Origin of the sequence: Corynebacterium sputi DSM 45148, from assembly GCF_000427865.1 — a bacterium.
GTDB lineage: Bacteria > Actinomycetota > Actinomycetes > Mycobacteriales > Mycobacteriaceae > Corynebacterium > Corynebacterium sputi.
Map to the genome: position 1 here is coordinate 13,233 of NZ_ATYV01000026.1, position 22,945 is coordinate 36,177.

Here is a 22,945-nt window from a genome sequence, read left to right on the forward strand (position 1 = left end):
GTGCGAATCACCCCAAATCTGCAACTGAGCGGGTAACTCACTGCCACTCAACGAGGCTGTACTTTCCCACTGACGTGCACCTTTACGTCACGTGACGAATATCTGTTCGACCCCACGTCAGCATCAGGACAGAAAAACGCCCGAGGGAACCATAGGAAACTAGGTTCACTCGGGCGCTTGGGTCAGACAATCAGGCTGAGCAGCATCACCACAGCCAGACCGGTCACGGAGACGACCGTCTCCATTAATGACCAGGTCTTGAAGGTCTGTGGCACGGTCATGCCGAAGTACTCCTTGACCAACCAGAATCCCGCGTCGTTGACGTGGGAGAAGAACACCGAGCCGGCGCCAATTGCCAGCACCAGCAGCGCCAGGTGGGTCGGCTCGAGGTTCGGGGCGATCGGTGCCATGATGCCGGCAGCGGTCACCGTGGCAACAGTGGCAGAACCGGTGGCCAGACGGATGAGCACGGCGACGATCCAGCCTGCGACCAGCGGGGACAGCGGAGCACCAGAGATCCAGTCAGCGATGACATCGGCCACGCCGGAATCCACCAGCGTCTCCTTGAAACCACCACCGGCACCGACGATCAGGAGGATGCCTGCGATCGGAGCGAAAGCGCTTCCGACCAGGTCAGAGACATCCTTCAGTCCGCGGCCACCACGCAGTCCCAGCACGGCGATGCCGTAGAGAACCGTGGTCAGCAGTGCGACCATCGGGGTGCCAAGGAAGATCACGAGAGTGCCGAGAACATTGCCCGGCTCCTCACCGACGGTTGCTTCCACCACAGTGCGCAGGAGCATGAGGAACACCGGCATGAGGATGACCGACAGGGAGAGCCAGAAACCGGGACGCTCATCCTCCGGGACGCGCTCCTCTTCGACGAATGCCCGCGGCACGCCGATCGGAACCCACTTAGCCATGGTGCCAGCGATCAACGGACCGGAGATGATGACCACCGGGATGGCGGCCAGAAGGCCCAGGCCGAGGGTGATGCCGAGGTTAGCGCCGAGGGCGTCGACGGCAACGAGCGGACCCGGGTGCGGCGGCACCAGTGCGTGCAGCACCGACAGGCCGGCTAGGGCCGGGATACCCAGCAGGATGATGGGCTTTTTGGTCCGCTGCGCCACGATCATGACGACCGGGATCAGCAGCACGACGCCGACCTCGAAGAACAACGGAATACCGATGATGAACGCCAGTGCGGCCATGGTCCATGGCAGCGCTTTGTTCGGGGTGCGGGCGAGGAAGCCGTCGACGATTGCGTCAGAGGCTCCGGACTTCACCAGCAGCGCGCCAATGATGGCGCCCAAGGCAATGAGGACGCCGACACCGCCGACGGTTTTTCCGAGCCCCTCACTGAAGGAGGTGAACATCTCCAGGAATGGGATACCGGCAATAACTGCCAGCAGACCCGAGCCCAGCATTAGAGCCAGGAACGGGTGCATCTTCAACCAGACGATCAGGATGATGATGGAGAAAATGCTGGCAACAGCAGCAATGACGAGTTGGGCCGGGGAGGCGACGGCCACGGATGCGTCGTCCTGAGCCAGGAACATGTGTGCCTGGCCAACCTGTGCGGACAGGGCCGACAGGGATGAGAAAGCAGTGGTCACTTCACCGCTCCTTCAGAATCATCAGCATTGAGATGCCCACCATCAAGGTTGGCCGGCAGTCCGATCTCTCGGAGTGCGTCTTCGACGATCTGGGCGGGGGTTTCGGTGAGGTCGACGATCACGCCGTCTTCATCGGGGGCCAAGGACTCAAGGGTGTCGTACTGGCTCTGTAGAAGGGACGTCGGCATGAAGTGGCCTTTGCGGTGGACCATGCGGCCGGCGACGACCTCCATCGGGCCATCGAGCTGGATAAAGACCACCCGGCCGGTCGCCTCTCGGAGGATATCTCGGTAGCTGCGCTTGAGGGCCGAGCAGGTGACGACGGCGCCGCGCGGGGCATCATTGTAGGTCCCTTCTGCCGTGGAATTCTCAATCGATTCAGTGCCGTCCGCGGTGCCGGCGGAGACCGTATGGTCAGTCATCCAGTCACGCATAGTGCGCAACCACGGCAGCCGGTCATCATCATTGAGAGGGTGACCGGAGGCCATTTTGTCGATGTTCGCCTGCGGATGGAATTCATCTGCTTCCGCATATGGCCAGTTGAGGTGTTGAGCCGCCAGCTCAGCTGCGGTGGTCTTACCGCAACCGCTGACTCCCATGAACACCAGATGTGTGAATCTGTGCATGATCTGAGCCTACGACTCAGAAAAGAAGAGTAAATAGGCAACCCTCACGCACCATCAACAACATATCGCGCAATTATCCTCCGCTCTATTGTCCTGCGCAGATAGTCTGGGCGCATGACGACGACACCTGCTTCTACCTCGCCCGTGACATCCGGTCCCGTACAGGTTTCGTACGAGGACATCGGGGGATCCACCATCGCAGTGGTGACGCTGAACCGGCCGGAGAAACTCAATGCTCTGACGCTGCCGATGCTCGGTGCACTGGCAGACACCGCGAAGAAGCTCAGTGCTGACCGCGATATCCGGGCGGTCATCCTGGAGGGCGCGGGGGAATCGTTCTGTGCCGGGCTGGACTTCGGCTCCGCGATGAAGGACCCGAAGGAGATCGCGAAGACCTTCATTCCGGGCCTGGACGGGGTGAACACCTTCCAGCGGGCGTGCTGGGCATGGCGCAAGGTGCCGGTGCCGGTGATCGCCGCTGTTCACGGCCACTGCTACGGCGGTGGCCTCCAGTTGGCGCTCGGTGCCGACGTGCGCGTGACGACGCCTGATGCACGCTGGTCCGTCCTCGAAACCAAATGGGGCCTGATCCCGGATATGGCCGGAATGCGTTTGCTTACCGACGCCGTCGGCCAGTCCAACACCTCCTGGCTCGCCATGACCGGCGAAGAATTCAGCGGCGTCCGCGCCCATGGCCTGGGGCTGGCCACTCACATGGGTGAGGAGATGGAGGACGTCCAGACTGTCGCCCGCTACCTGACCGAACGGCTGCTCAAGCGCTCGCCCGACCAGCTGGCTGCGGTGAAGCGGCTAGTCCTGGACTCGAACCGTTCTCCGCGGGCGACGTTCCGCCGCGAGCGCATCGAGCAGGCCATCCTGCTGGCGAAGGAAAACACCAAGCGGGCCCGTGAAGCAGCCTTCAAAAAGACAGCCCCGGTGTTCACCCGGCGCGGCACCTGGGCGGGGAAGTAACCCGCCCGAGCACCATCCCGGTTATGACCGGTCGGTGTGGGGGGTGTCGGAGTTGAGGTGGGCGTCGGGAAGCGTGGTGTTGTCCGGCTCGGCGTACTCGCTGTATTCGCCTGACTCGTAGTCATAGGAGATGGTGTTGCCGTCCTCGTCGGTGCGGCGGTACCAATCGGTGACCTTCTCTGAGGTGGAGTCGAAGTTCGCGCCAGCGCCCCTGCCGTCATCGGAGCGTTCGATGGAGAGCTCGAAGTCATCGCCGTGCTCCTCCAGCCCCTTGTACACGGCGTTCTTGATCGCGTTCGTCGCGTACTTGCGGCGAATCGCAGCCGGGTCAGTGGACAGGTCCTTAAGGAAGGCCACGGTGAGCACGATCAACACCACCGAGAACGGGATCGCGACGAGAATAGTGAGGTTCTGCAGCGCAGTCAGCGTGCCAGCGCCACCGGCAAGGAGCATCACGACGGCAATGCCCGCCATACACAGACCCCAGAAAATCACGATGGCCTTGTTCGGGAACGGGTTGCCCTTCTCAGACTGAGTGCCCATCACCGTTGCCGCGGAGTCTGCAGAGGTGATGAAGAAGACCGCCAACACGAAGATGATCAGGAACGGCGTGATCGAGCTCAGCGGCAGATTCTCGAAGATCGTGAACAGGATCTGCTCCGAGGAACCGGAGCCGTCCATGCCTGCCACACCTTCGCGACTGAAGGTGATGGCGGTGCCACCGAAGACGGTGAATGCGAAGACGAGAATGGCGGCGGGGGCGAAAGTCGTCGCCAGGGCGAACTCACGGATGGTGCGGCCGCGGGAAATACGCGCGATGAACATGCCCACGAACGGCGTCCATGCGATCCACCATGCCCAGTAGAACGCGGTCCATGCGCCCTGGAACTCGACGGTGCTCTCACCCCAGGAGAGTGAACGGCTGGCCATATCGAAGAAGGAGTCGAGGAACGCGGCAACGCCCGACGGCACCAGGTTCAGCAAGAACACGGTCGGGCCGGCGATGAAGACGAACAGAACGAGCCCCAAGGTCAGGACAATGTTGATGTTCGACAAGTAGCGAATACCACGGGCGACACCGGACACCGCACTGATGATGAAGCCCACCGCCAGCACCGCGATGATGATGACCAGGGTGTTGTTGGATAGTTCGCTGCCTCCGGAGATGATCTCCACACCAGTGCCGATCTGCGTGGCCGCCAGGCCCAGGGTTGCAGCGGTGCCGAACAGGGTCGCGATGATGGCCATCATGTCCACCATGCGGCCGGCAATGGTCCGGTTGTTCTCACCGAAGAGGCTGCGGAAGACCGAACTGAACAGGGTCACGCGGCCACGGCGATAGGAGCTGTAAGCCAGCGCGCCACCGACCAGAGCGTAGAGGCCCCAAATCAGCGGGCCCCAGTGGAAGTGAGACTGAGCCATGGCCTGGTGCAGGGCGTTGGGGGTCTCCGGGTCAACGGTGTACGGCGGCGGATCCTGGTAGTGCCAGAGCGGCTCAGAGGGTCCGAAGAAGAAGATGCCCACGCCCAGTCCCGCAGCGAACATCATCGCAATCCAGGAGAAACGGGAGAACTCCGGCTCCTCGTTGTCCTTGCCGAGTTTGATGTTGCCGAACCGGGAAAAGCCCAGGTAGATCATCACCGGCATGCCCATGAGCATGACGATGTTGAGCAGCCAGCCGACGTTGTTCATCGCCCAGTCGTACATGGACGCCGAGACGTCCGCGACAGAGTCCGGGTTGGTCACACCCCAGATAATGAAGCTGAGGACTAGGAGCGCTGTTACAGCGAAAAGTCCCTTGTCCAGGCTGAAGCGGTTGCGCTGTTCATCCACTCCGATTCCGGGAACCAATCCCGGGTGCATGCTATCGGGGTATTCGTGGAGTGACGCGTCACCGGTGACCGGGGCTTCACCCCGGCGATATTGGTCCGTGTCCGCGGTATTAGCGCTGTCGTTGTCGCTCGTATGAGGCATGGTCTCCGTTCCGGTTCGGCCCTAGTGGCCGAGCTTGTGAACGTACAGACTTGCACTGATGCCCCCGCCGTGGCGAATTATGCCCTACGGGAGCGGCTCATGGGAGGTGTCCTCGTTGGGCATTGGCACCTGCAGGTGACAAGGCGGATTGACGCCTATCCCTCCCAGTCCTCCTAGTCCTCCTCATCCTCCAGCAGCGGCTCCGCTAATTCAATGAGCGCCTCAACCGACGGGCAGACGTACCAGGAGCCAGAGATCGCATCGGTGAACCGGGTCAGTTCATCGCGCGGCCCACCATCGGCGCCGGCCATGCGACGAAGCATCTCCTCCATCCGCCACTGGTCGAAGGTGAAGCCGACGAACACCGTGCCGTGCTTGTCGTTATCCCCATAGGCGACGTTGCGGCGGAAAACGTCCAGCTCCTCGCCGTCGACCTCCACCACGGTGCGGGCGACGTGGGAGCTCTCCGGCTTCACGTCATCATCCAGTTCGATCGACTCTGCCTTGGTGCGGCCGATAATCAGTTCTTGGTCATGTACCGGCAGGGCCTCCCAGTCATGGGCACGGTGCTCCCACAGTTGGTACAGCAGAACCGACGAGCCGGCACCGGGCTGGCCGGCCGGAACGGCAACTACAGACGGAGCCTCGAGCGAACCGGGGTTCTCCGTGCCGTCCTGGAATCCAGTGAGGTCGCGGTTCTGTTGGTATGCCCACCCGACGGTCTCATCTGCCGTCGTCCACCACGTAGCCAATTCTTCCCGGATAGTCGCCGCAACAGTGAACGCGGTGGAGCGGGAGTTCGCGGAGATCCACAGCCATGCTTCGTGCTGGGTTGCCGGCATTGAGTAGCCGCCGGGGCCTTCGATCGGCGACTCGAAGTCGTGTACACCCTCTGGCGCAGCGCCCTCCGGTGCCACCATCTCCCACAGGGAAGGACGAACGCCGATTGTCGCGTTCGCGGTGTCGGTTGTCGGTAGATTCACCGCTGCGGCGAGGTGTGCCACAGCCTCCTGCGGATCGGCGCCGGGAACCAGGTCAAGTTCCAGGAAGACATGATCACTCACGCCGATCGCTGTAATTCCACTTTGATGTGCCATAAGCATCATCATCTCACCTCTCACCGGCAGCGACGCGGTAAGCACCGTCTATGGCCGCGGCAGTTGCGTCCCGTGGGGCAGGGCGTTCGCCGGTCCGTCGAGCCAGTCGCGGATCCAGGCCATCGCCTCGCAGTCATCGGAGTTGTATCGCAGCAGTGTCGCGCGGGTGTCGTTTCGCAATGACTCCGGTTCTGCCGAGTCCACCGCCGATCGGTGCATGATCACCGAGCCGAGCCCTGCGGCCTCTTCATCACGCCAATCAAAACCTGCCCATGGCGCTACTTGCTTGAGTTTCAGCCCGCCCGGCGCGAGCAGTTGCGTGCGCACCACGCGGAACATGTCGACCCATTCGTCGGATTTGAGAAAGGCATCGACCTCCTCCGGGGTCGGTGCCATCAGAGCATGCTTCCCGACGCTCCCATCCCCCACTTCGGAATCTACAGAGGGGAGGAAGGGGATGTCGTAAAGCGTGCCTGTAAATCTTTTCGCGCTGAACCGCATCCAGTGGTTCTCCGCTTCGGCGGACCAGCAGTAGGCGGCGAAGGTGCGGCCGGACTCGTGCGCGGCGCGGCGCTGGTCCATCAGCCAATGCCAGAACATGGTGAAGTTGGCGCCTTCGGACGTACCGCCAAGGCCGTCCGGGCCGGGATCCGCCCAGGTGACAAACGGGGTGTAGCTGCCGTTGGTGCGGGCGCCCCAGAGGTAGCAGCCGGCGCCGGGGTAGGCCTCCATGTCGACGTCCACCTCAACATCGGCGCGAGGGGCAGAGGTCGCGGCCACCTTGCGAAATGCAGGGATATCCGCGGCTTGAGCGCGGGCGAGCCAAGCGCGCTCACCTGCTTCGTCGGAGCGGGCCAGGCCATGAACGGTGGTGATGCCAGCATCGCGCAAGGAGTCCGCCTGCTGACCCGGAATGAGCAGTGAGATATCGTCTGCCAGTTCCAATTCGGGACCGCAGAAGGTCCACCATCGGCACGCTTTGCACTCGCGGGAGCGCCGCGGCACCAGCGGCCAAGAACCGGCGACCGCGAGAGTGTCAAGATCGGTAATGGCGGCGTTTCGGACCGTCTCGACCTGCTGGGAGATGGACCTGCCCGCCAAAAGTTCATTGCGGTACGCGGCAACGCGAGGGCCCTCATCAGCAATAACGATGCTGGTCAGATCCGTGCCGAGGCCGCCAACGAACCCACAGGAAGCGCCAACGCGATGCAGCAGCGCCGCCGACTGGCCCACCGTGACCGCGTCCGGATGATGGTGGCGGAGTTTGCGGGCCGGATCGTCCACGGCCATCGGTTTCGCGCCAGTGTCCTTCAACCGACCATCGGCGACCGCAGAAAGCAACGGATCCACCGGCAGCACCCGAGCGGCGACGGGGCCACCACGGCGGGCATCGAGCTTGGCATGCGGAGCCAGTGCGACCGGAAGATACGAGGAGGGTCCGCCGAAGCGGATGAGCAGATCCGGGTAAGCCGTCTCCGGCATGCGGCCGTCTCTGGGGTCATGGTGCAGGACCGCGCCGGTGATCAGGTCGTCCCCACGGGCGAGGGCCTCGAGGGTCTCCAAATCCGCGTCGTCCCCGGTGGGATCGATGACGCTGAGACGGCCAGGACCTGCGATAGCAATGGCATGCTCCAGGAACATCTGACGATGGGCATCGGCCTCCCGGCGACGTTCAATCACAGCCGGATCCGTCCGCTCCGGCGGGACATCCCCGCGCAATTTGCGGACGAGTCGATGCCGGCAGCCGGTCAGGTCCGGGCCGGAGAGGGAAGATAAACGGTGCTCGTCAGCAGACACAATGCCGTCAGTTTATCCGCGAGGTTGTCCTCCGGCTCATTCCCATCACAGCTACGCTGTAGTTGATACAGCTGAACGAACAGAACAGGACGTCAATGAGCTTCCTCAGTGAAACCCGTGAACGCCGCCGCGACACGAAAATCGCGGTCAAGGCCGCCAAGACCCGTGCCAAGGAAGAGGCGAAGCAGGACGCGAAGCTGAAGCGTAAGTCCCAGCGCGAGGAGCAGAAGCGCGGCCGTCGCCAGGAGAAGGTCGACAACCGCCGCGCCGAGAAGCTCGGCAAGCAGGAGCTTCGTTCCCAGGACCGGCACACTCGCCGTACCTCGCACCGTGACGCCAAGATCGCGTACCGCGAGATTAAGCGCGACAACAATGCGCTGAAGACCCTGGACAAGGTCAATAAGCGTCAGGCCAAGGAAGAGGCCAAGCTGGGCAAGAAGAAGGTGAAGTTCCAGAAGGACAAGGTCACCAAGCTGCTCAAGCAGCAGCAGCGCGGTGGCTTCGACAAGAAGCGGGCGCAGGGCTGGGTCAACGGTGTCCGTGTCCTGGTGCCGATCGTCCTTCCGTTGCTCTACCGAGGCATGACCGTGGCGCAGCAGAAGAATATCGGTGCCGAGCAGAACAAGGCTGATCAGAACAAGGCCGCTGCCGGGCAGTAATTGCACCGTCCAAGGTGTGCGTTCCGGCAGTTCTGCCGGGTGCGCGGCCGGCGTTCTGCGGCCAATTGTTTTGTCTTACGCGATGAGTACGGATCGCGGCGCGGAGATAGACGTCACATGAATTCTCTCTGAAGCCCTCTGGGAGAACTGTTTTTCCACGCTGCAGCGGTTGAGGACCCCCAGGTCAGGCCGTAGAATTCATCTCCGATGACTACCTCACAGCCCGCCCTCAGCTCTGCCGGCACCCCAGATGCTCCAGGTCCCACCGCGTACTTCTCGGGACTCCGTCCTTCCCGACGCACAATCTTGCGCACTGGTGCCGCCGCAGCCGGCACATTCGGTGCCGCCGGACTCCTGGGGGCAGTGGGATCTCCGCCTGCCGCAGGTGCTCAGACCACCGGCGGTGTGCTTGACCACGCCCATGAGGTTTTCCAACACGGTGTCGCCTCCGGTGACCCGCTGGCCGGCTCCGTCCTGCTGTGGACCCGAGTCACCTCACACCCTGAAGACCTCCCAGGATCTGGCGCTGGAGAACCGGTATCCCTGGTCTGGCAGGTGTCCTCCGATGACTCTTTCTCCGACACTCTCGCCTCCGGACAGGTCACCTCTGACCCAGAGGGCGACAACTGCGTCAAAATCGACGCCACTGGCCTTCCGGCAGACACCTGGTTCAGCTACCGTTTCGCCGTCGCCGAGGGCCCCTATACCGGCCAGTGGATCGCGGGACGATCCCGCACGGTCCCCTCTCCGGGAGTCGTCGCGGACCACCTCGGCATCGGGCTGACCTCCTGCGCGAACTGGGAGTCTGGATATTTCTCCGCATACCGCGATATGGCAGAGAGTCCGGAACTGGACCTCATCATGTGCGTCGGTGACTACATCTACGAGTACGGGACCGGTGAGTATGGCGGAAAAGACGGAGTAGTCCGTGCCACCGAGCCCGCCCACGAGATCGTGACGCTGCAGGACTACCGCACCAGGTACGGGCAGTACCGCACAGACCCTGACCTACAGGCGGCTCATGCCGCGAAACCGTGGGTAGTCACCTGGGATGACCACGAAGTCGCCAACGACACCTGGCGCGACGGGGCAGAAAACCATCAGCCGGAGACCGACGGCAACTTCCACCAACGCCACCTCGTCGCAATGCGCGCATATCTGGAGTGGCTGCCGGTGCGCGCCACCCCCATCTCCGAGGGCGGTCACCTATACCGGACGTTGAATTACGGCTCCCTGGCGGAGATCGTCATGCTTGATCTGCGTTCCTACCGCGATGAGGGACTGGAGTTTCGTACCGCCGGTGGAACTGACGATGAATCACGCACCATGCTTGGCTCCGAGCAGTTCCAGTTCCTTTCTGAGCAATGGACCACCTCCGACGCATTGTGGAATCTGGTGGGCAATTCCGTCATGTTCACTCCCGTACTCATTCCCCCTCTAGACCCTGAGGCACATAGCGCAGTCACAGGACTTCTCGGAATCCCCGAAAACGGAATGCCGTACAACCTCGACCAGTGGGATGGTTACGCAGCAGAAAGGCGTCGGATCATCGACATCCTGACTGCAAATGACATAGACAACGTTGTTTTCCTCACCGGGGATATCCACTCATCGTGGGCAACGAATGTGCCGGTGAACGCAGCAACGTTCCCCGATTCCGGAATCGCGGCATCGGAAATCGTGTGCACTTCCGTATCATCATCAAACATTGACGACATCTTGGGCCTACCCGCCCGGAACGCGGTAACTATCTCTGCAGAAACGGCTCTTCAGGCGGCGAACCGACACTGCAAATACATTGAGTTCGACAGTCACGGATACGTGGCAGTGCATGTGTCACAAGAAGAGATTCGTGCAGAATATCGACTTCTCACCGGGGATGTGCAGATTCCCAATCAGGCCGTTCATGCAGCTCAGAACTACCGAATCCGGCGCGGAGAGGTCATTTCATCGACATAACAGAACGATATGAAGTAAAAGGGTGACAATCTTCGCGATTTTTTACCTTTTATTCAGCAAATGCCTGAAAAACAAACCAGTTAGACAAAGTGACGCGTCATGGATATATACTCGTCTTGTAAATGCCGCCATCACTTGAGGCTTTCCCTGGATTCAGTGGTGACTTTCCGGGATACAACGAAAACTCGCAGAGATGCCGGCCCTTCGCGATCACCGTCGCGGTTACCCACGAGGAGAAGACAGTGGCACGCAAAGAAATCACCCGCTATTTCGATGACCTTGACGGACAGGCCCTTGATGACGATCAGGTTGTTGTCGTTCGTTTCGGCTACAAGGGTCGCAACTACGTGATGGACCTTTCTGCCGACAACGCTGCGAAAATTGACGAGGTTCTGCGCGAATACGTCGCAAAGGCAACTCTGGAGGACGGCGCTGCTGCACCGAAGCGTCGTGCAGGTGCTGCTCGCACCGACAATGCCACCCGTACTCGCAACCGCATCATTCGTCAGTGGGCCAAGGACAACGGCTTCGAGGTTGCAGATCGCGGCGCACTGCCGAAGGACATCATCGATAAGTACGATGCTGTGCACTAAGCATTAGGTCTTTGCAGTGGAGGCGGTCATGATCTGATCGCCTCACCGCGGCGTCGACCACAGGGGGAACGCCCCCGAACGGTCGGCTCTCCCTTCCAGTTGAGACTCCACCGGATTAAGATTTTGACCCGGGGATACACCGACCGGAATCCCGGGTTCAGTGACTTCTCAGGAGGCAAGGGTGCTGCAGTGGATATTCGCACCGATCATCGCGATCGGTGCGTTTTTTGCATTCCCGGTGTCCCTCATTCTTCGAGGGTGGCACTGGCTGCTGGCAACAGCACTTGGGCTCGACCCATCACTGGCCTGGGTGGTGTCAGTGCTCTTGCTGGTGGTCACCGTCCGGCTGGCGCTGCTACCTCTGGCTTATCAGCAGCTGCTCAACACCAGACGACTCGTGCTGCTGCGACCACGCATGCGCGAACTAACTGAGTATTACCGCTTCCACATCGATCCGGAGGCGCCCCGCCACCTGAAGTGGCAGCTGCGCAAACTCCGCCGAGACAATGACATCCATCTGAGTATTGGATGCATCACCCCGATCATCCAGATGTGCGTCATCCTTGGCCTGTACCAACTCGTACGGCGCCTGGGATCAATGGGAGAGGAGACAATCCGCCCTCACGACGTGGCGTTCATTCCACGTCAGGAAGTCGGTACTTTCCTGGAGTCCACCTTCATCGGCGCTCCGTTGCCGGCATACCTGCGGATGTCTGAGACCACGTTGAACGGGCTCGGCTCCTCATATGAGGCGATCTCCGGCGTGATCATTCCCCTGATCATCGCCGCGACTCTTCTGACCGCGATGAACCTGACCTGGTCTGTGTTCACGATGAACCGCACTCTCGACCATGGCTCACGATTCGCGCGAGGCATGTACGCCACGGTGCTTGTCCTAGCCGTGGTCGGCTCGATGTTCCCCCTGCTGTTCGGGCTCTTCGGCCCAGCATCGGTTGCCGTTTTGTTGTACTGGGTATTCAACAACGTGTGGACCACCGTGCAGTCCGCCGTGCTGTGGATCTATATCGAGCGCATCCACCCGCTCGACGACGGATTCCGGACCTTCCGCGACTCCGCAAAACAAGAGCGGAAGGAACTGCGTAAGGGTGGCGAGCAGGCTCGGACAGAGAAGAAAGAGCACGATCTTAAACGGCGTGCGACGGTGGCCAAGTACCGCAACCTCGTCCGGCAGATCAGAGCCAGCAAGCAGGATCAGTTCCCCACCATGGAATCGGTGACGAACCCGGATCCGATTAGTACGTTTACGTGGTTCGTGCCTGATCGCCCACCAGCAGAGGCAGCCCAGCCGTCACAGACGGCACAGACAGCGCCGGCTGATCAGCCGAAGGAATAGACCATGTCCCGGGCAAGGTCCCGGGCGGTCTGCATGGCGGTGAGGTTGCCTGCCATCTTCGAGCCGGCCAAACCTCCATCGAGGTACACCATCAAGGTGTTGGCATGCAGCGAAGGCTGGGGGCTACCTGCTTCGACCAGAAGGTCGCGAAGAGTGCTCCACACCCAATCACGGTGTGCGGCGACGGTGGCGCGGATTTCCCGTTCGGTGTCCGTCTCTGGGCGCGGGTACTCAGAAGCTGCGTTCTGGAAGTGCGAGCCGCGAAAACCCATCTCTGGCTGCTCTGCGATACAGACATCGAAGAAGGCGAGGATCTTCTCCTCAGGCGAATCGACGATCTCTGAGCGGGCCATCCAAGCAGCCCGCCACTGCTCATCTAGGGACTCTAGATAGGCGACGACCAGCTTATCCTTGGATCCGAAGAGCGAATAGAGGCTCGCTTTGGCCACATCTGCTTCGCGCAGAATGCGGTCGATGCCGATTACTCGAATGCCTTCGGTGGTGAAGAGCCGCGTCGCTCCCCCGAGAAGCCGTTCCCGGGGGCTGGGCCGGCTCCGACGGCTGGCGGACGTGCGGCCGGCTTTCGTGCCCCTGCCCGTCGTCGCATCAGCCACGTCACGCACCACCCTCTCCGAATCGGTCCTGTCGAATGGTCAGTTTAGCCGGGCACCTCGCCGGCGTGGGTGCCGGACCAGACAAACCGGGCTGTCTACTATCGATTCCCTACTGAACTATACCCCATAAACCACCCCTGACATGCGAAAACCCCCCAACCCGAAGTTCCCGGGAAGAGGGGTGTTTCTGTGGCGGGAAACCCGCCGGAGGCGCCTGAGCGCTTAGCGCTTGGCCCTGTTCTTGGTGAACAGGTTAACGATCCACAGCAGGACCACTGCACCGAGCAGGCAGGTGAAGAAGGAGAACCACCAGCCACCGGAGTCAGCACCGAAGATGAATCCGAGGATTGCGCCACCGACGAAACCACCGATGATGCCGACAACGATATTCAGGCCGAGACCCATCTGGGCGTCCGTGCCCATGATCTTGGAGGCGATCCAACCGGCGAGTCCACCGATTACGATCCAACCGATAATGCCCAGAGCGGGGGTTGCACCTTGAGCGAGAATGAGGGTGTCCATTGTGTTCGACCTTTCCTTTTACGTCGAATTCTGTACTTGCGGCCGGATATTAGCCAGCAAGCTCATGCAACGGTAATTTTACACTGATTTGAGAATATTTCGATCACGGTTAACTAACGGAATGGAAAACCCCGGGCCATAAGACCCGGGATTTTCTTCAGCCGATGTTTATCGGCCCGTCAAACGTTCACGCACAGTTCAGTTTCAGCGACGCTTCGGTTCCACGCCTCGAACAACCATCAGCGGGACGGGGGTGGACTGCAGCAGGGAACGGGAGGTCGAACCGAGCAGCATGCCCTTGAAGCCACCGCGGCCGTGGGAGCCAACGACGAGCAGCTGTGCTCCCTCAGATGCCTCGGACAGAGCGCGGGCCGGGCGGTCACGGGTGACAACCTTCACGACCTCGACATCGGGGAACATGGAGGTAAATCCAGCCAGGCGTTCGCCGAGGATTGCGTGCTGCTCTTCCTCGACGACCTTCCACTGCTGCTGGGCGGCAGCCAGACCGGCCAGGGAGGCCTGTACCTGCATGTCCATCCAGGTGTGCACAGCAACCAACTTGGCGCCACGTGCAGATGCTTCCTTGAATGCGTTCTCCAGGGCCTTCTGGGATACCTCGGAACCATCCACACCCACGACAACCGGGCCATACTTGTTTGCCTCGGTGACGTGGTTATCCTCACGGACAACGACGACGGGGCAGGATGCGTGGGAGACTACGGCACCGGAGACGGAACCCAGAACCATGCCGGAGAATCCACCAAGGCCACGGGAGCCCATGACAACCATCTCGCACTGCTCGGACAGATCGAGCAACATATCGATCGGGCTGCCCTCCTCGATCTGGTGGCTAACGTCGACGCCCGGCGCGAATTCCTTCGCGGCTTCGGTTGCCTCGTTGACCTTCTCGAGGGTTTCCGCCTCAAGATCGTCGTAAAGCTCCTGCGGCGGAACCATGCCCTCCGCATAGAGGAATTGAGGCATCGCGTAACTGCTCACCAGGCGAAGCGGGACACCCCGCTTAACAGCGGTGTTAGCAGCCCAGCGAACTGCATTTTTTGCGGCTTCTGAACCATCGACTGCACAGACGATGATGTTCTGCTTGGTCATTTCCGTCCTCCTCACCTGCCCCCACAATTTGAGGGGGTTTGTCTACTTCCACAGTAACCCCGTTTATCTCCCCCGGCTATGGCGCGTTTACCCCTTTTCAACCCCTAACGGGGGTGTATTTGAAAGATTCTTTAGTTCTGCCAAGCGACGCCGAGAGAAATAATGGAATTCTCTCGAATCTGCGGGTCATGCGCATATGTGACGGTCATGATCTCGTCGATTCCGGCGTCTAACGCGAAATTCTGAAGGTCCTCGGAAACCCGTTCCGCAGTACCCACGAACGAGTACCGAAGCACCGCTTTAACTCGCTCCCATTCCATGTGTGTGGCCAACGCGTTCGGGGCCTTCGACGGCGGTGTCAATGGACGCCTACTCCCGCTCCTTTTGCCCATCTGGAGGAACATCTGCTGTACCACGGAGAACTGGAACTGTGCCTCTTCCTCAGTGTCGGCCACCATGGTGTTCACGGCGATCATCACCCAAGGCTTTTCCACCTGCGCGGTCGGTGCATCCGCGCGGAAGTTTCGGCGGTACACCTCGAGTGCCTCCGCAATTTGAGTTGGTGCGAAGTGCGCTGCAAGCACCAGCGGCAACCCCAGCTCTGCGGCGACGGTCGCCCCGCCGGTCGAGGACCCCAAAACGTATAAAGGAACGTTTGTGCCCTGCCCGGGGTGCGCAATGATCTGCGCTTCCGGCCGCGCCCCTGCCAAATAGTGCTGTAGCTCCCGGATATCCGCAGAGAAGTCCACGATGTCCGAGCGGCCTCGGCGCAATTGCTTTGCCGTCGCCGGATCGGTACCTGGCGCCCGTCCGAGGCCCAGGTCGATGCGATCGGGGTACATCAGAGCCAACGTTCCAAAGTCCTCCGCGACTCGCAGTGGCGCATGGTTCGGCAACATGATCCCGCCCGAGCCGATCCTGATGGTGGAGGTTTCATTCGCGAACCGTCCCATCAGCACTGACGTCGCCGAGGATGCGACCGACACGGTGTTGTGGTGCTCCGCTACCCAATACCGCCGGTAGCCCACCCTCTCCGCGGCTTGCGCCGACCGGACAGAGGCTTCGATTGCCTCCGCGGCGCCGCTGCCATGAGACACGGACACTAGGTCCAAAACGCTAAGGGGTACCACGCCAGGAGATTCGCTCATGTCCCCTGCAATGCCTTGGCCAGGCACTGTATTCCTTCTCCCGACCCCGGTGCCGTTACGGTTGTCGCATGTCCAGAGCCAAACACCCCCATCGTCGCAGGATGGCGCCACTGCCGATCCGCGACGGACTCAACGCTTCCCGGGTCCGCTCCCCCGAAGGCGGCGCCACGGCTCTGGAACTCATCACCGCTGCGGTCATGGGACAGCGCCATCGGCATCCAGAAGATAATGAGGAGTCGATTGACGAGCGCTTCCGTCTCGGCGAGGTCGTCGACCGCCTCAGCCGCCCCGTCGCCCCAGAGCAGTTCCTCACCGCTGGCACCGACGTCTGGTTCCACCGCATCCCGGCTCCGGAACCTACGCTTGCTGGGCCGATGCCGGTGATCTTCGAGGATGAAGACCTCGTGGTCGTCGATAAGCCTGCTTTCCTCGCGACAATTCCCCGCGGCCGCCACATCACTGAGACCGCCGTGGTGCGTTTACGGCGCGAACGCGACGAGCCTGATCTCGTGCCTGCACACCGCCTGGATCGGTTGACCTCCGGTGTGCTGCTTTTCCTCCGCCGCCCGGAGATCCGCGGCGCCTACCAGACGCTCTTTACCCAGCCCGGCGCGATCACCAAACGCTATGAGGCACTCGCCCCCCTTCCGCAGACGCCCATCGCCCCGGGGACCGTGCTGCGTACCCGTCAGGAGAAGATCCGGGGAATCATGCAGGCGTCCACCATCGACGGCGAACCGAATGCGGTAACCATCGTCGATGAAGTGGTGCCAGTGACAGAAAACACGCTTCCCGACGTCCCCCTCCCCACAACCGGCAACCCCAATCACGGACCACTGGCTCTGTGGAAACTCCGGCCGCTGACGGGACGGACTCATCAGCTGCGTCTGCACCTGNTTGACCTGGGATGTCCCATCGTCGACGACCCCGCATATCCAGTGCTGTTGCCGGAAGATGCCGACGATCCGACCCGCCCAATGAGATTGCTATGCCGGGAAATGTCGTTCACCGACCCTTTTGGACAGCCGCGTAGTTTCACCAGCGGAAGGGTCATTCACGCCCTGAGTTAGCAGATGGCAGACTCAGTAGGCATGAGCCCAACTCCATCAGCCAGTCCGGCCACTGAGAAAGACAACGTCGAGAAGCGAATCGCAGCCCGCGCAGTGGGATTGGCGAAAAGGTACGGCCACGGTGACACGACCGTGACGGCACTGGCTGGCATCGATGTGGAGTTCCGGATCGGAGAATTCACCGCGATCATGGGTCCGTCCGGTTCCGGCAAGTCCACGCTGATGCACTGCATGGCTGGCCTCGACGAGACCAGCGACGGACAGGCATGGATCGGCGATACCGAGCTCAGCGGCCTGAAGGACAAAGAGATCACTGCCCTGCGCCGTGACCGGCTCGGATTCGTGTTCCAGTCGTTCAACCTTGTCCCCACGCTTAATGCCCGGGAGAACATCACACTGCCCTCGGACATCGCTGGCCGGAAGGTCGACCAGGAATGGTTCGATGAGGTAACCAGCCGGCTCGGCCTGACTCCGCGTCTGGGCCACCGCCCGGCGGAGCTCTCTGGCGGACAGCAGCAGCGTGTCGCCTGTGCCCGCGCGCTCGTCGGTCGCCCCGATCTCGTCTTTGGTGACGAGCCCACCGGCAACCTTGACTCGAACGCCTCCCGTGAGGTGCTGTCCATCCTGCGATCGGCGGTGGACGAAATGGATCAGACCGTTGTAATCGTCACTCACGATCCGGTCGCCGCAGCATGGGCGGACCGTGTGGTCTTCCTCGCCGACGGCAACATCGTCGACGAACTCGTCGATCCGACCCGTGACTCCATCCTGCAGAAGATGGCACGGATCGAGGAGCTATGAGCAACGACACCGATATAGCCACGACAGGGGCGTCGGAGGCGTCTGCAGCATCCGCCGGACCATCCCGGGCACCGATGTTCCGCGTCAGCCTGCGTAACCTGGCCGCCCACAAACTCCGCCTGGCGCTCACCGTCATTGCGGTGGTCCTTGGTACCTCGTTCATCGCTGGTGCCCTGGTGTTTACCGCGACCCTGGAGAAGACCTTCGATGGGGTTGTCTCCGGTCAATACGAGAACGTCGACGTTGTCGTTGAGCAGGAGGAGGACTCCGACGGAGCCGGCCTCGGCGCTGACACTGTAGAGCAGATTCAGGCCCTGCCGGAGGTCCGCGCGGTCCAGCAGTCCCCGAGCTCGAGCACAATCATCTTCACCGATGCCGATGGCGAACGAGTCCAAACCGGCGGCTCCTCTGCCACCGCAATCGAGTGGACCGACGGCGATTACGTCGGACCGGCTCCCGAGATCGTCGACGGCTCTTTCCCGGATTCGCCGGATGAGGTCGCCGTCGACGAAAACGCGGTCGAACAGTCCGGCCTCTCCCCCGGCGACGAGATCACCGTGGTCTCCTCCCAGGGCCGCGCCGAAGTCACCGTGTCCGGCATCTTCAGCATCGAGACCACCTCCGGTGCCGCCACGATCGCGATATCCCAGGAGCAGTGGCAAGAGTTCTACACCGACAACGGCCTCACCCCGAGGCTCACCGTCGCCTCCGCTGAGGGATATACCCCGGACGAGACCGCCTCGGCGATCTCCTCAGAGATCTCCGGCTTGGACGCGCGGACCGGTGAAGAGCGCGCGGAAGAAGAAAGCTCCCAGATCGCAGACGCTCTCGGCTTTCTCAATTACTTCCTCATCGCCTTCGGCCTCATCGGCCTGTTGACCGGTGCGTTCATCATTTCCAACACCTTCGCCATGCTCGTCGCACAGCGAATGAAGGAGTTCGCACTCCTGCGTGCCATCGGCGCGTCCCGCGGTCAGATCACCCGGTCTGTCCTGGGTGAGGCCACCCTGGTCGGCATCATCGGTTCTTTCATCGGAGTCGTGGCCGGCTTTGGCTTGGTGGTCGGGCTGCTCGCAATCATCGGGGCCATTGGTATGGGCCTGCCTGCTACCGGCGTGAGCTGGTCGTGGTCGGCTGTCATCGTTCCGCTGATCGCCGGTATCGCCGTCACGATCCTCGGCGCCTGGGCCCCAGCCTCTCGAGCAGGCAAGATCCCGCCGGTGGCTGCGATGCGTTCGGGCGACGCCACCTCGAACTCGAGCCTGACCGGACGCAATAGCTTCGGTGCGATCTGCCTCGCCGCAGCTGTCGCGCTGGGCTCATGGGGTGTCTCCGCAACCATGGAGACCACCGGCATTCGAGCGTCGATGGTCGGTGCTGCAGCCGCACTGTCCATTATTGGCGCCTGGCTCATTGGCCCGCTGCTGGCTGGCCTCATTGCTGGCAACATCGGCCGCCTGATCGGACTGCCTTTCGGCACCACCGGGCGCCTTGCCGCAACCAACTCCCGACGCAATCCGCGCCGCACCGCCTCCACCGCCTTCGCCCTTACCCTCGGCCTTGCTCTGGTGACGTCCGTAGGCATGCTCGGCTCCACGATGAAGGGAGCCGTCGACGGCTGGGTGGACGAGTCATTCCGCGCGGACCTGGTTGTAAACACTGCCCCAGGCTCTGGCATGAACATGCCAAACGGTGTCCGTGACGCAGTGGTCGAGGCCGACAACGTCGAAGACACCGCCGGCTTCTCCATTGTCATGGGCAGGCTCGTGACCGGTGACGAGATCGGCGACATGGCTCAGGACATGAGCCCCGCCGAGATGGAACAGTCGCTGGCTTCGACCGCTCCGGAGGGCGCTGATGGCTCCGATGAAGACATGGCTGAGGCCGCCCAAAGCGGTACAGCCTCCGGTGCAGGCGGACCCGGTGGTGGCGAGTCCTCCGATGACGATGGAGGCCTCCTTGGCAACTTCGTCCCGGCATTCGACGGCGATATGTCGTTCTGGTTCTCCGCAGAAGCTGTCGAGGGTTCGGTTGACCTGACCGCACCAGACGCCGGCCTGGTTCTCGAGCGTGGCGCCGCCAACGACCGAGGCCTCAGCCTCGGCGATCCCGTGTACTTCGCAACCGGCTCCGGCCTATTCGAGACCTCAGTCACCGGTATCCACACCGACCAGACTCAGCCGATCCTGGTCTCTACCTCAGTCTTCAGCGAAGAAGGGGTGAACCTCAGCGACGTCCTCGTTCCTGCCGAGATTTACGTCTCCGTCACCGGTGGCATTGGCTCCGGCGCTGAGGGCGAGGCACTCGAGGATGCCATCGCCGCCGGCAAGGACGCTGTCTCCGAGGCTGTCAGTGGCTTCCTAGTCCCGCAGGTCCTGGACCGCGAGGAGTACGCAGCGATGGCCACCGATGGCATCGATGCGATGCTCTCTATCGTCTACGGACTGCTGGCGCTCGCTGTGGTGATCTCGGTGCTGGGCATCTTGAACACGCTCGCGCTCTCTGTCATCGAGCGTCGCCAGGAGATTGGAATGCTCCGGGCCGTCGCGATGCAGAGGAAGAACGTGCGCGGCATGATTATCCTCGAATCGGTGCAGATTTCCATCTTCGGTGCCCTCGTCGGCGCCGCGCTGGGACTCGCCTTCGGCTGGGCATTCCTCACCGTTCTGGCAGACGAGGGACTCGACACGATTGTGGTTCCTTGGGGCCTGGTCGCCACCACGCTGATCGGATCCGGCTTCGTCGGTATCCTCGCAGCACTGTGGCCCGCCGCGAAGGCCGCGAAGACTCCCCCGTTGGCAGCCATCGCCGAAGACTGACCCGAGGGGTCACTACGCCAGAGAGGGCCGGATGAGGATTCACTCCTCATCCGGCCCTCTCTTCAATCTGGCTACGCTTAGCGGCATGACCGCAGAACCTGTCCACCACAGCATCAACTACGTGGAACTCAACGTCTCTGACTTGGAGCGCGCCATCGCCTTTTACGGCGGCGCCTTTGGCTGGGAATTCACCACCTACGCTCCGGTCTACGCAGGGATCAAGGGCCCCGACGGCACCGAAGTTGGAGGGCTCTCTGTCAGTGAGGATCTGAGACCAGCAGGAGGACCCTTCGTGATCCTCTACTCTGAAGACCTCGACGCGAGCGCCCAAGCAGTCCGTGACAATGGCGGAGAAGTCACCATGGAGCCCTATGCGTTCCCCGGCGGCCGCCGATTCCACTTCACCGACCCCAGCGGCAATGAACTGGGAGTCTGGTCAACGACGTAACCGCGCTGCCTGGCCACACTAATCGAGCGTGTCAGCCTTCGCCAACACATCCTTCATGTCGTCAACGTCGGTGTCCGCGGTGACTTCCTTCTTGCCGTAGTAGACGTCTCGGTCGATGTCATCGCTGGGGTTAGCCACGAGCATGGCGACCAGGGTGTCACCATTGACGTTCATGAATGTGCGGAGGATACCCGCGAACCAATCAACTGCAATGAGCAGCCCGACGGCCTCTAGCGGCAGATCCAGCGACGCACCAAGGAATATCACAACGACGGGGAATCCGCCCGGGACGGTGATCGTGGCGAGGTTCAAAAGAATCGCCAAGCCCATGCCCAACATGATCTGCCCAAAGGACAACTGCACGTTGCCCGCCTGCGCCAGGAACATGATGACGATCATGTAGTTCAGCACTGCTTCGCAAGAACCCATCGTCAGACCTACTGACAACGTGAAGTTCGCCATCCGCTGGCTAATGCCAACCTTCTCGATCGCGGTTCGAAGGACCGTCGGGTACGTAACAGCCGAACTGGTAGTGGTGACGGCGATCGCCGTCTGCTCAGCCAGCTTCCCTGGCAGCAGCATCGGATTCAGACGAGTGCGCACGGCAATCACTGCGACAAACATCAACAAGAGAAGGACGACACCAATGGGTGCAATCTTCATGACCAGGCGGATCATCGTGAGAACGATTCGCTGGATCTGATCGATGAACGTCAGCACGCTGTCATTACCGGTTTCATTGATGACAATGCGCAGCGCGACACCAAACAGCAATGAAAAGACGATAATCGGGACCACCGTTGCAGAGGCCATCGCCTCGAAGATGTTGGTAGTCACGAAATTCAGTAGGGTGTCCTGCCGACCCTCTGACTATGCGGCCCCGGCAGCAGCGTCAGCTGTGGGAGTGAAATCCAGACCTTTGCCGGGGCGTATCACGACACTCAGTACCCAGGCCACCAATGCGGAGACCGCAGAGAAACCGAGGATCCATTTGAATGTACGGAAGGCCACCTGGCCCGTTCCGGCACCATTCATAGAACCAGTGGCGAAGATGACGGATGCCATGACGAGCGGGACGATGGCCATCTGGATGAGACGGATGAAGATGTCACCGAGGAACTGCAGGTTGGTCGCCCACTCCCCGACTATGAGGCCAAAGAGAAGGCCTCCGATTGCGGCTACACCGATCTGGAATGCGGTGTTCTTAAGTACTGACATGGATGACTCCGAAGGGGGAATGATCGTATCGATCGGTGGAACGTGTCCCGCGGGCGGGACCTCGGTCCTTCGAAGGTAGGACTTAGGGACTGCGTCGGAGTAACCAATCCTTTGCGGCTATAAAGCAATTCTGATTGGGACGTAAAGTCTGTGAGCTACCAGGATCGGTGGACTACCCGGAATCCATTAGCAAAAAATTCACCTACATTCCCAGTCTCAGCCCACGACATGCACTAGGACATTCATGAGCAATGGGACTCACCATGAAACGCCAAAAAGGGGGTTGTGTGGATAACGGCAAAAACCGACACCCACACAACCCCACAAAGCTGAAAAAGACCCGAGGCCGTAAGGCCTCGAGTCTTCCCCAGTTTTTATTCAAGTTTTAGTGCCGGCGGCGACCTACTCTCCCACACCCTCCCGAGTGCAGTACCATCGGCGCAGGCAGACTTAGCTTCCGGGTTCGAAAAGGGACCGGGCGTGACCCCACCGCAAAAACCACCGACACAACCAACAGAACAACCAACAACCACCCAAACACACACCCA

Annotated in this window: 18 protein-coding genes, 1 rRNA gene and 1 pseudogene; 9 read left to right on the top strand and 11 right to left on the bottom strand. The window is 61.3% G+C overall.

Annotated features, from left to right (window positions below):
- Positions 1-182: 182 nt before the first annotated feature.
- Both YWU_RS0112045 and YWU_RS0112050 read right to left on the bottom strand, forming a co-directional pair.
- Positions 183-1,559 carry a GntP family permease gene (locus tag YWU_RS0112045; protein WP_034647837.1) on the bottom strand — a complete coding sequence of 459 codons (1,377 nt, stop codon included), beginning with the start codon at positions 1,557-1,559 and terminating at the stop codon, positions 183-185.
- Positions 1,560-1,612: 53 nt separating this feature from the next.
- Positions 1,613-2,242, bottom strand: coding sequence for a gluconokinase (locus YWU_RS0112050; RefSeq protein WP_034647831.1), 630 nt, complete (start codon positions 2,240-2,242; stop codon positions 1,613-1,615).
- Between the two features lie 114 nt (positions 2,243-2,356).
- Here YWU_RS0112050 and YWU_RS0112055 point away from each other — a divergent pair, with 114 nt between their 5' ends.
- The gene (locus tag YWU_RS0112055) at positions 2,357-3,214 is read left to right on the top strand and encodes a crotonase/enoyl-CoA hydratase family protein (protein WP_027020674.1); all 858 of its coding nucleotides are present in this window, start codon (positions 2,357-2,359) and stop codon (positions 3,212-3,214) included.
- A 21-nt stretch (positions 3,215-3,235) separates the two neighbouring features.
- Here the strand turns inward: YWU_RS0112055 and YWU_RS16705 are convergent, their stop codons facing one another.
- The 3 genes from YWU_RS16705 to YWU_RS16710 form a co-directional block, all read right to left on the bottom strand.
- Positions 3,236-5,077 (bottom strand): BCCT family transporter, encoded by a 1,842-nt coding sequence (locus YWU_RS16705; protein WP_240484133.1) that lies wholly within the window; start codon positions 5,075-5,077, stop codon positions 3,236-3,238.
- Positions 5,078-5,361: 284 nt separating this feature from the next.
- Positions 5,362-6,252, bottom strand: a complete 891-nt coding sequence (locus YWU_RS0112065) for a Dyp-type peroxidase (protein WP_240484132.1) — start codon at positions 6,250-6,252, stop codon at positions 5,362-5,364.
- A gap of 81 nt (positions 6,253-6,333) precedes the next feature.
- On the bottom strand, positions 6,334-7,965 hold the full coding sequence (locus YWU_RS16710; RefSeq protein ID WP_156892834.1) for a ribonuclease H-like domain-containing protein: 1,632 nt from the start codon (positions 7,963-7,965) through the stop codon (positions 6,334-6,336).
- Positions 7,966-8,177: 212 nt separating this feature from the next.
- Here YWU_RS16710 and YWU_RS17700 point away from each other — a divergent pair, with 212 nt between their 5' ends.
- The 4 genes from YWU_RS17700 (at position 8,178) to yidC (ending at position 12,647) form a co-directional block, all read left to right on the top strand.
- On the top strand, positions 8,178-8,741 hold the full coding sequence (locus YWU_RS17700; RefSeq protein ID WP_027020676.1) for a DUF6474 family protein: 564 nt from the start codon (positions 8,178-8,180) through the stop codon (positions 8,739-8,741).
- A 207-nt stretch (positions 8,742-8,948) separates the two neighbouring features.
- The gene (locus YWU_RS0112080) at positions 8,949-10,700 is read left to right on the top strand and encodes an alkaline phosphatase D family protein (RefSeq protein ID WP_027020677.1); all 1,752 of its coding nucleotides are present in this window, start codon (positions 8,949-8,951) and stop codon (positions 10,698-10,700) included.
- Positions 10,701-10,942: 242 nt separating this feature from the next.
- Entirely contained in the window at positions 10,943-11,293 is a 351-nt protein-coding gene (locus YWU_RS0112085) for a histone-like nucleoid-structuring protein Lsr2 (protein ID WP_027020678.1), read from the top strand.
- A gap of 181 nt (positions 11,294-11,474) precedes the next feature.
- Entirely contained in the window at positions 11,475-12,647 is a 1,173-nt protein-coding gene (gene yidC, locus YWU_RS0112090; RefSeq protein WP_027020679.1) for a membrane protein insertase YidC, read from the top strand.
- On the opposite strand, the gene YWU_RS0112095 is transcribed toward yidC, so the two are convergent.
- From YWU_RS0112095 to YWU_RS0112110, 4 genes are all read right to left on the bottom strand, one after another.
- Positions 12,632-13,261 (bottom strand): TetR/AcrR family transcriptional regulator, encoded by a 630-nt coding sequence (locus YWU_RS0112095; RefSeq protein ID WP_027020680.1) that lies wholly within the window; start codon positions 13,259-13,261, stop codon positions 12,632-12,634. The genes yidC and YWU_RS0112095 overlap by 16 nt on opposite strands.
- Before the next feature lie 222 nt (positions 13,262-13,483).
- Entirely contained in the window at positions 13,484-13,783 is a 300-nt protein-coding gene (locus tag YWU_RS0112100) for a GlsB/YeaQ/YmgE family stress response membrane protein (RefSeq protein ID WP_051260332.1), read from the bottom strand.
- Between the two features lie 204 nt (positions 13,784-13,987).
- The gene (locus YWU_RS0112105) at positions 13,988-14,893 is read right to left on the bottom strand and encodes a universal stress protein (protein ID WP_027020682.1); all 906 of its coding nucleotides are present in this window, start codon (positions 14,891-14,893) and stop codon (positions 13,988-13,990) included.
- A 131-nt stretch (positions 14,894-15,024) separates the two neighbouring features.
- A complete protein-coding gene (locus tag YWU_RS0112110; protein WP_027020683.1) occupies positions 15,025-16,041 on the bottom strand; it encodes an LLM class flavin-dependent oxidoreductase in 1,017 nt (338 codons plus the stop codon).
- Between the two features lie 374 nt (positions 16,042-16,415).
- Between YWU_RS0112110 and YWU_RS0112115 the strand changes: the two genes are divergently transcribed.
- The 4 genes from YWU_RS0112115 (at position 16,416) to YWU_RS0112130 (ending at position 21,179) form a co-directional block, all read left to right on the top strand.
- Positions 16,416-17,111, top strand: a complete 696-nt coding sequence (locus tag YWU_RS0112115) for a pseudouridine synthase (RefSeq protein WP_476695846.1) — start codon at positions 16,416-16,418, stop codon at positions 17,109-17,111.
- Between the two features lie 21 nt (positions 17,112-17,132).
- Complete coding sequence (locus tag YWU_RS0112120) at positions 17,133-17,912, top strand: ABC transporter ATP-binding protein (protein ID WP_051260336.1); 780 nt, start codon at positions 17,133-17,135, stop codon at positions 17,910-17,912.
- Positions 17,909-20,731: an ABC transporter permease gene (locus tag YWU_RS0112125; protein ID WP_051260334.1), complete on the top strand. Its 2,823-nt coding sequence runs from the start codon at positions 17,909-17,911 to the stop codon at positions 20,729-20,731. Before YWU_RS0112120 ends, YWU_RS0112125 begins: the two co-directional genes overlap by 4 nt.
- A gap of 85 nt (positions 20,732-20,816) precedes the next feature.
- On the top strand, positions 20,817-21,179 hold the full coding sequence (locus tag YWU_RS0112130) for a VOC family protein (RefSeq protein WP_027020687.1): 363 nt from the start codon (positions 20,817-20,819) through the stop codon (positions 21,177-21,179).
- A gap of 18 nt (positions 21,180-21,197) precedes the next feature.
- Here YWU_RS0112130 and YWU_RS16720 read toward each other — a convergent pair.
- Together YWU_RS16720 and rrf are read right to left on the bottom strand one after the other, a co-directional pair.
- Positions 21,198-22,397 (bottom strand): annotated as a pseudogene (locus YWU_RS16720) (dicarboxylate/amino acid:cation symporter).
- A 389-nt stretch (positions 22,398-22,786) separates the two neighbouring features.
- Positions 22,787-22,903, bottom strand: a 5S ribosomal RNA gene (gene rrf, locus YWU_RS0112140).
- Positions 22,904-22,945 lie beyond the last annotated feature (42 nt).

What these genes read in the sequence shown, in the direction of transcription:
- YWU_RS0112050 (WP_034647831.1), bottom strand. Translation starts at nt 2,242, where the DNA reads ATGCACAGATTCACACATCTGGTGTTCATGGGAGTCAGCGGTTGCGGT.
- YWU_RS16705 (WP_240484133.1), bottom strand. Translation starts at nt 5,077, where the DNA reads ATGCACCCGGGATTGGTTCCCGGAATCGGAGTGGATGAACAGCGCAAC.
- YWU_RS0112125 (WP_051260334.1), top strand. Translation starts at nt 17,909, where the DNA reads ATGAGCAACGACACCGATATAGCCACGACAGGGGCGTCGGAGGCGTCT.
- YWU_RS0112055 (WP_027020674.1), top strand. Translation starts at nt 2,357, where the DNA reads ATGACGACGACACCTGCTTCTACCTCGCCCGTGACATCCGGTCCCGTA.
- YWU_RS0112100 (WP_051260332.1), bottom strand. Translation starts at nt 13,783, where the DNA reads ATGGACACCCTCATTCTCGCTCAAGGTGCAACCCCCGCTCTGGGCATT.
- YWU_RS0112120 (WP_051260336.1), top strand. Translation starts at nt 17,133, where the DNA reads ATGAGCCCAACTCCATCAGCCAGTCCGGCCACTGAGAAAGACAACGTC.
- YWU_RS0112045 (WP_034647837.1), bottom strand. Translation starts at nt 1,559, where the DNA reads ATGTTCCTGGCTCAGGACGACGCATCCGTGGCCGTCGCCTCCCCGGCC.
- YWU_RS0112105 (WP_027020682.1), bottom strand. Translation starts at nt 14,893, where the DNA reads ATGACCAAGCAGAACATCATCGTCTGTGCAGTCGATGGTTCAGAAGCC.
- YWU_RS0112080 (WP_027020677.1), top strand. Translation starts at nt 8,949, where the DNA reads ATGACTACCTCACAGCCCGCCCTCAGCTCTGCCGGCACCCCAGATGCT.
- YWU_RS0112110 (WP_027020683.1), bottom strand. Translation starts at nt 16,041, where the DNA reads ATGAGCGAATCTCCTGGCGTGGTACCCCTTAGCGTTTTGGACCTAGTG.
- YWU_RS0112130 (WP_027020687.1), top strand. Translation starts at nt 20,817, where the DNA reads ATGACCGCAGAACCTGTCCACCACAGCATCAACTACGTGGAACTCAAC.
- YWU_RS17700 (WP_027020676.1), top strand. Translation starts at nt 8,178, where the DNA reads ATGAGCTTCCTCAGTGAAACCCGTGAACGCCGCCGCGACACGAAAATC.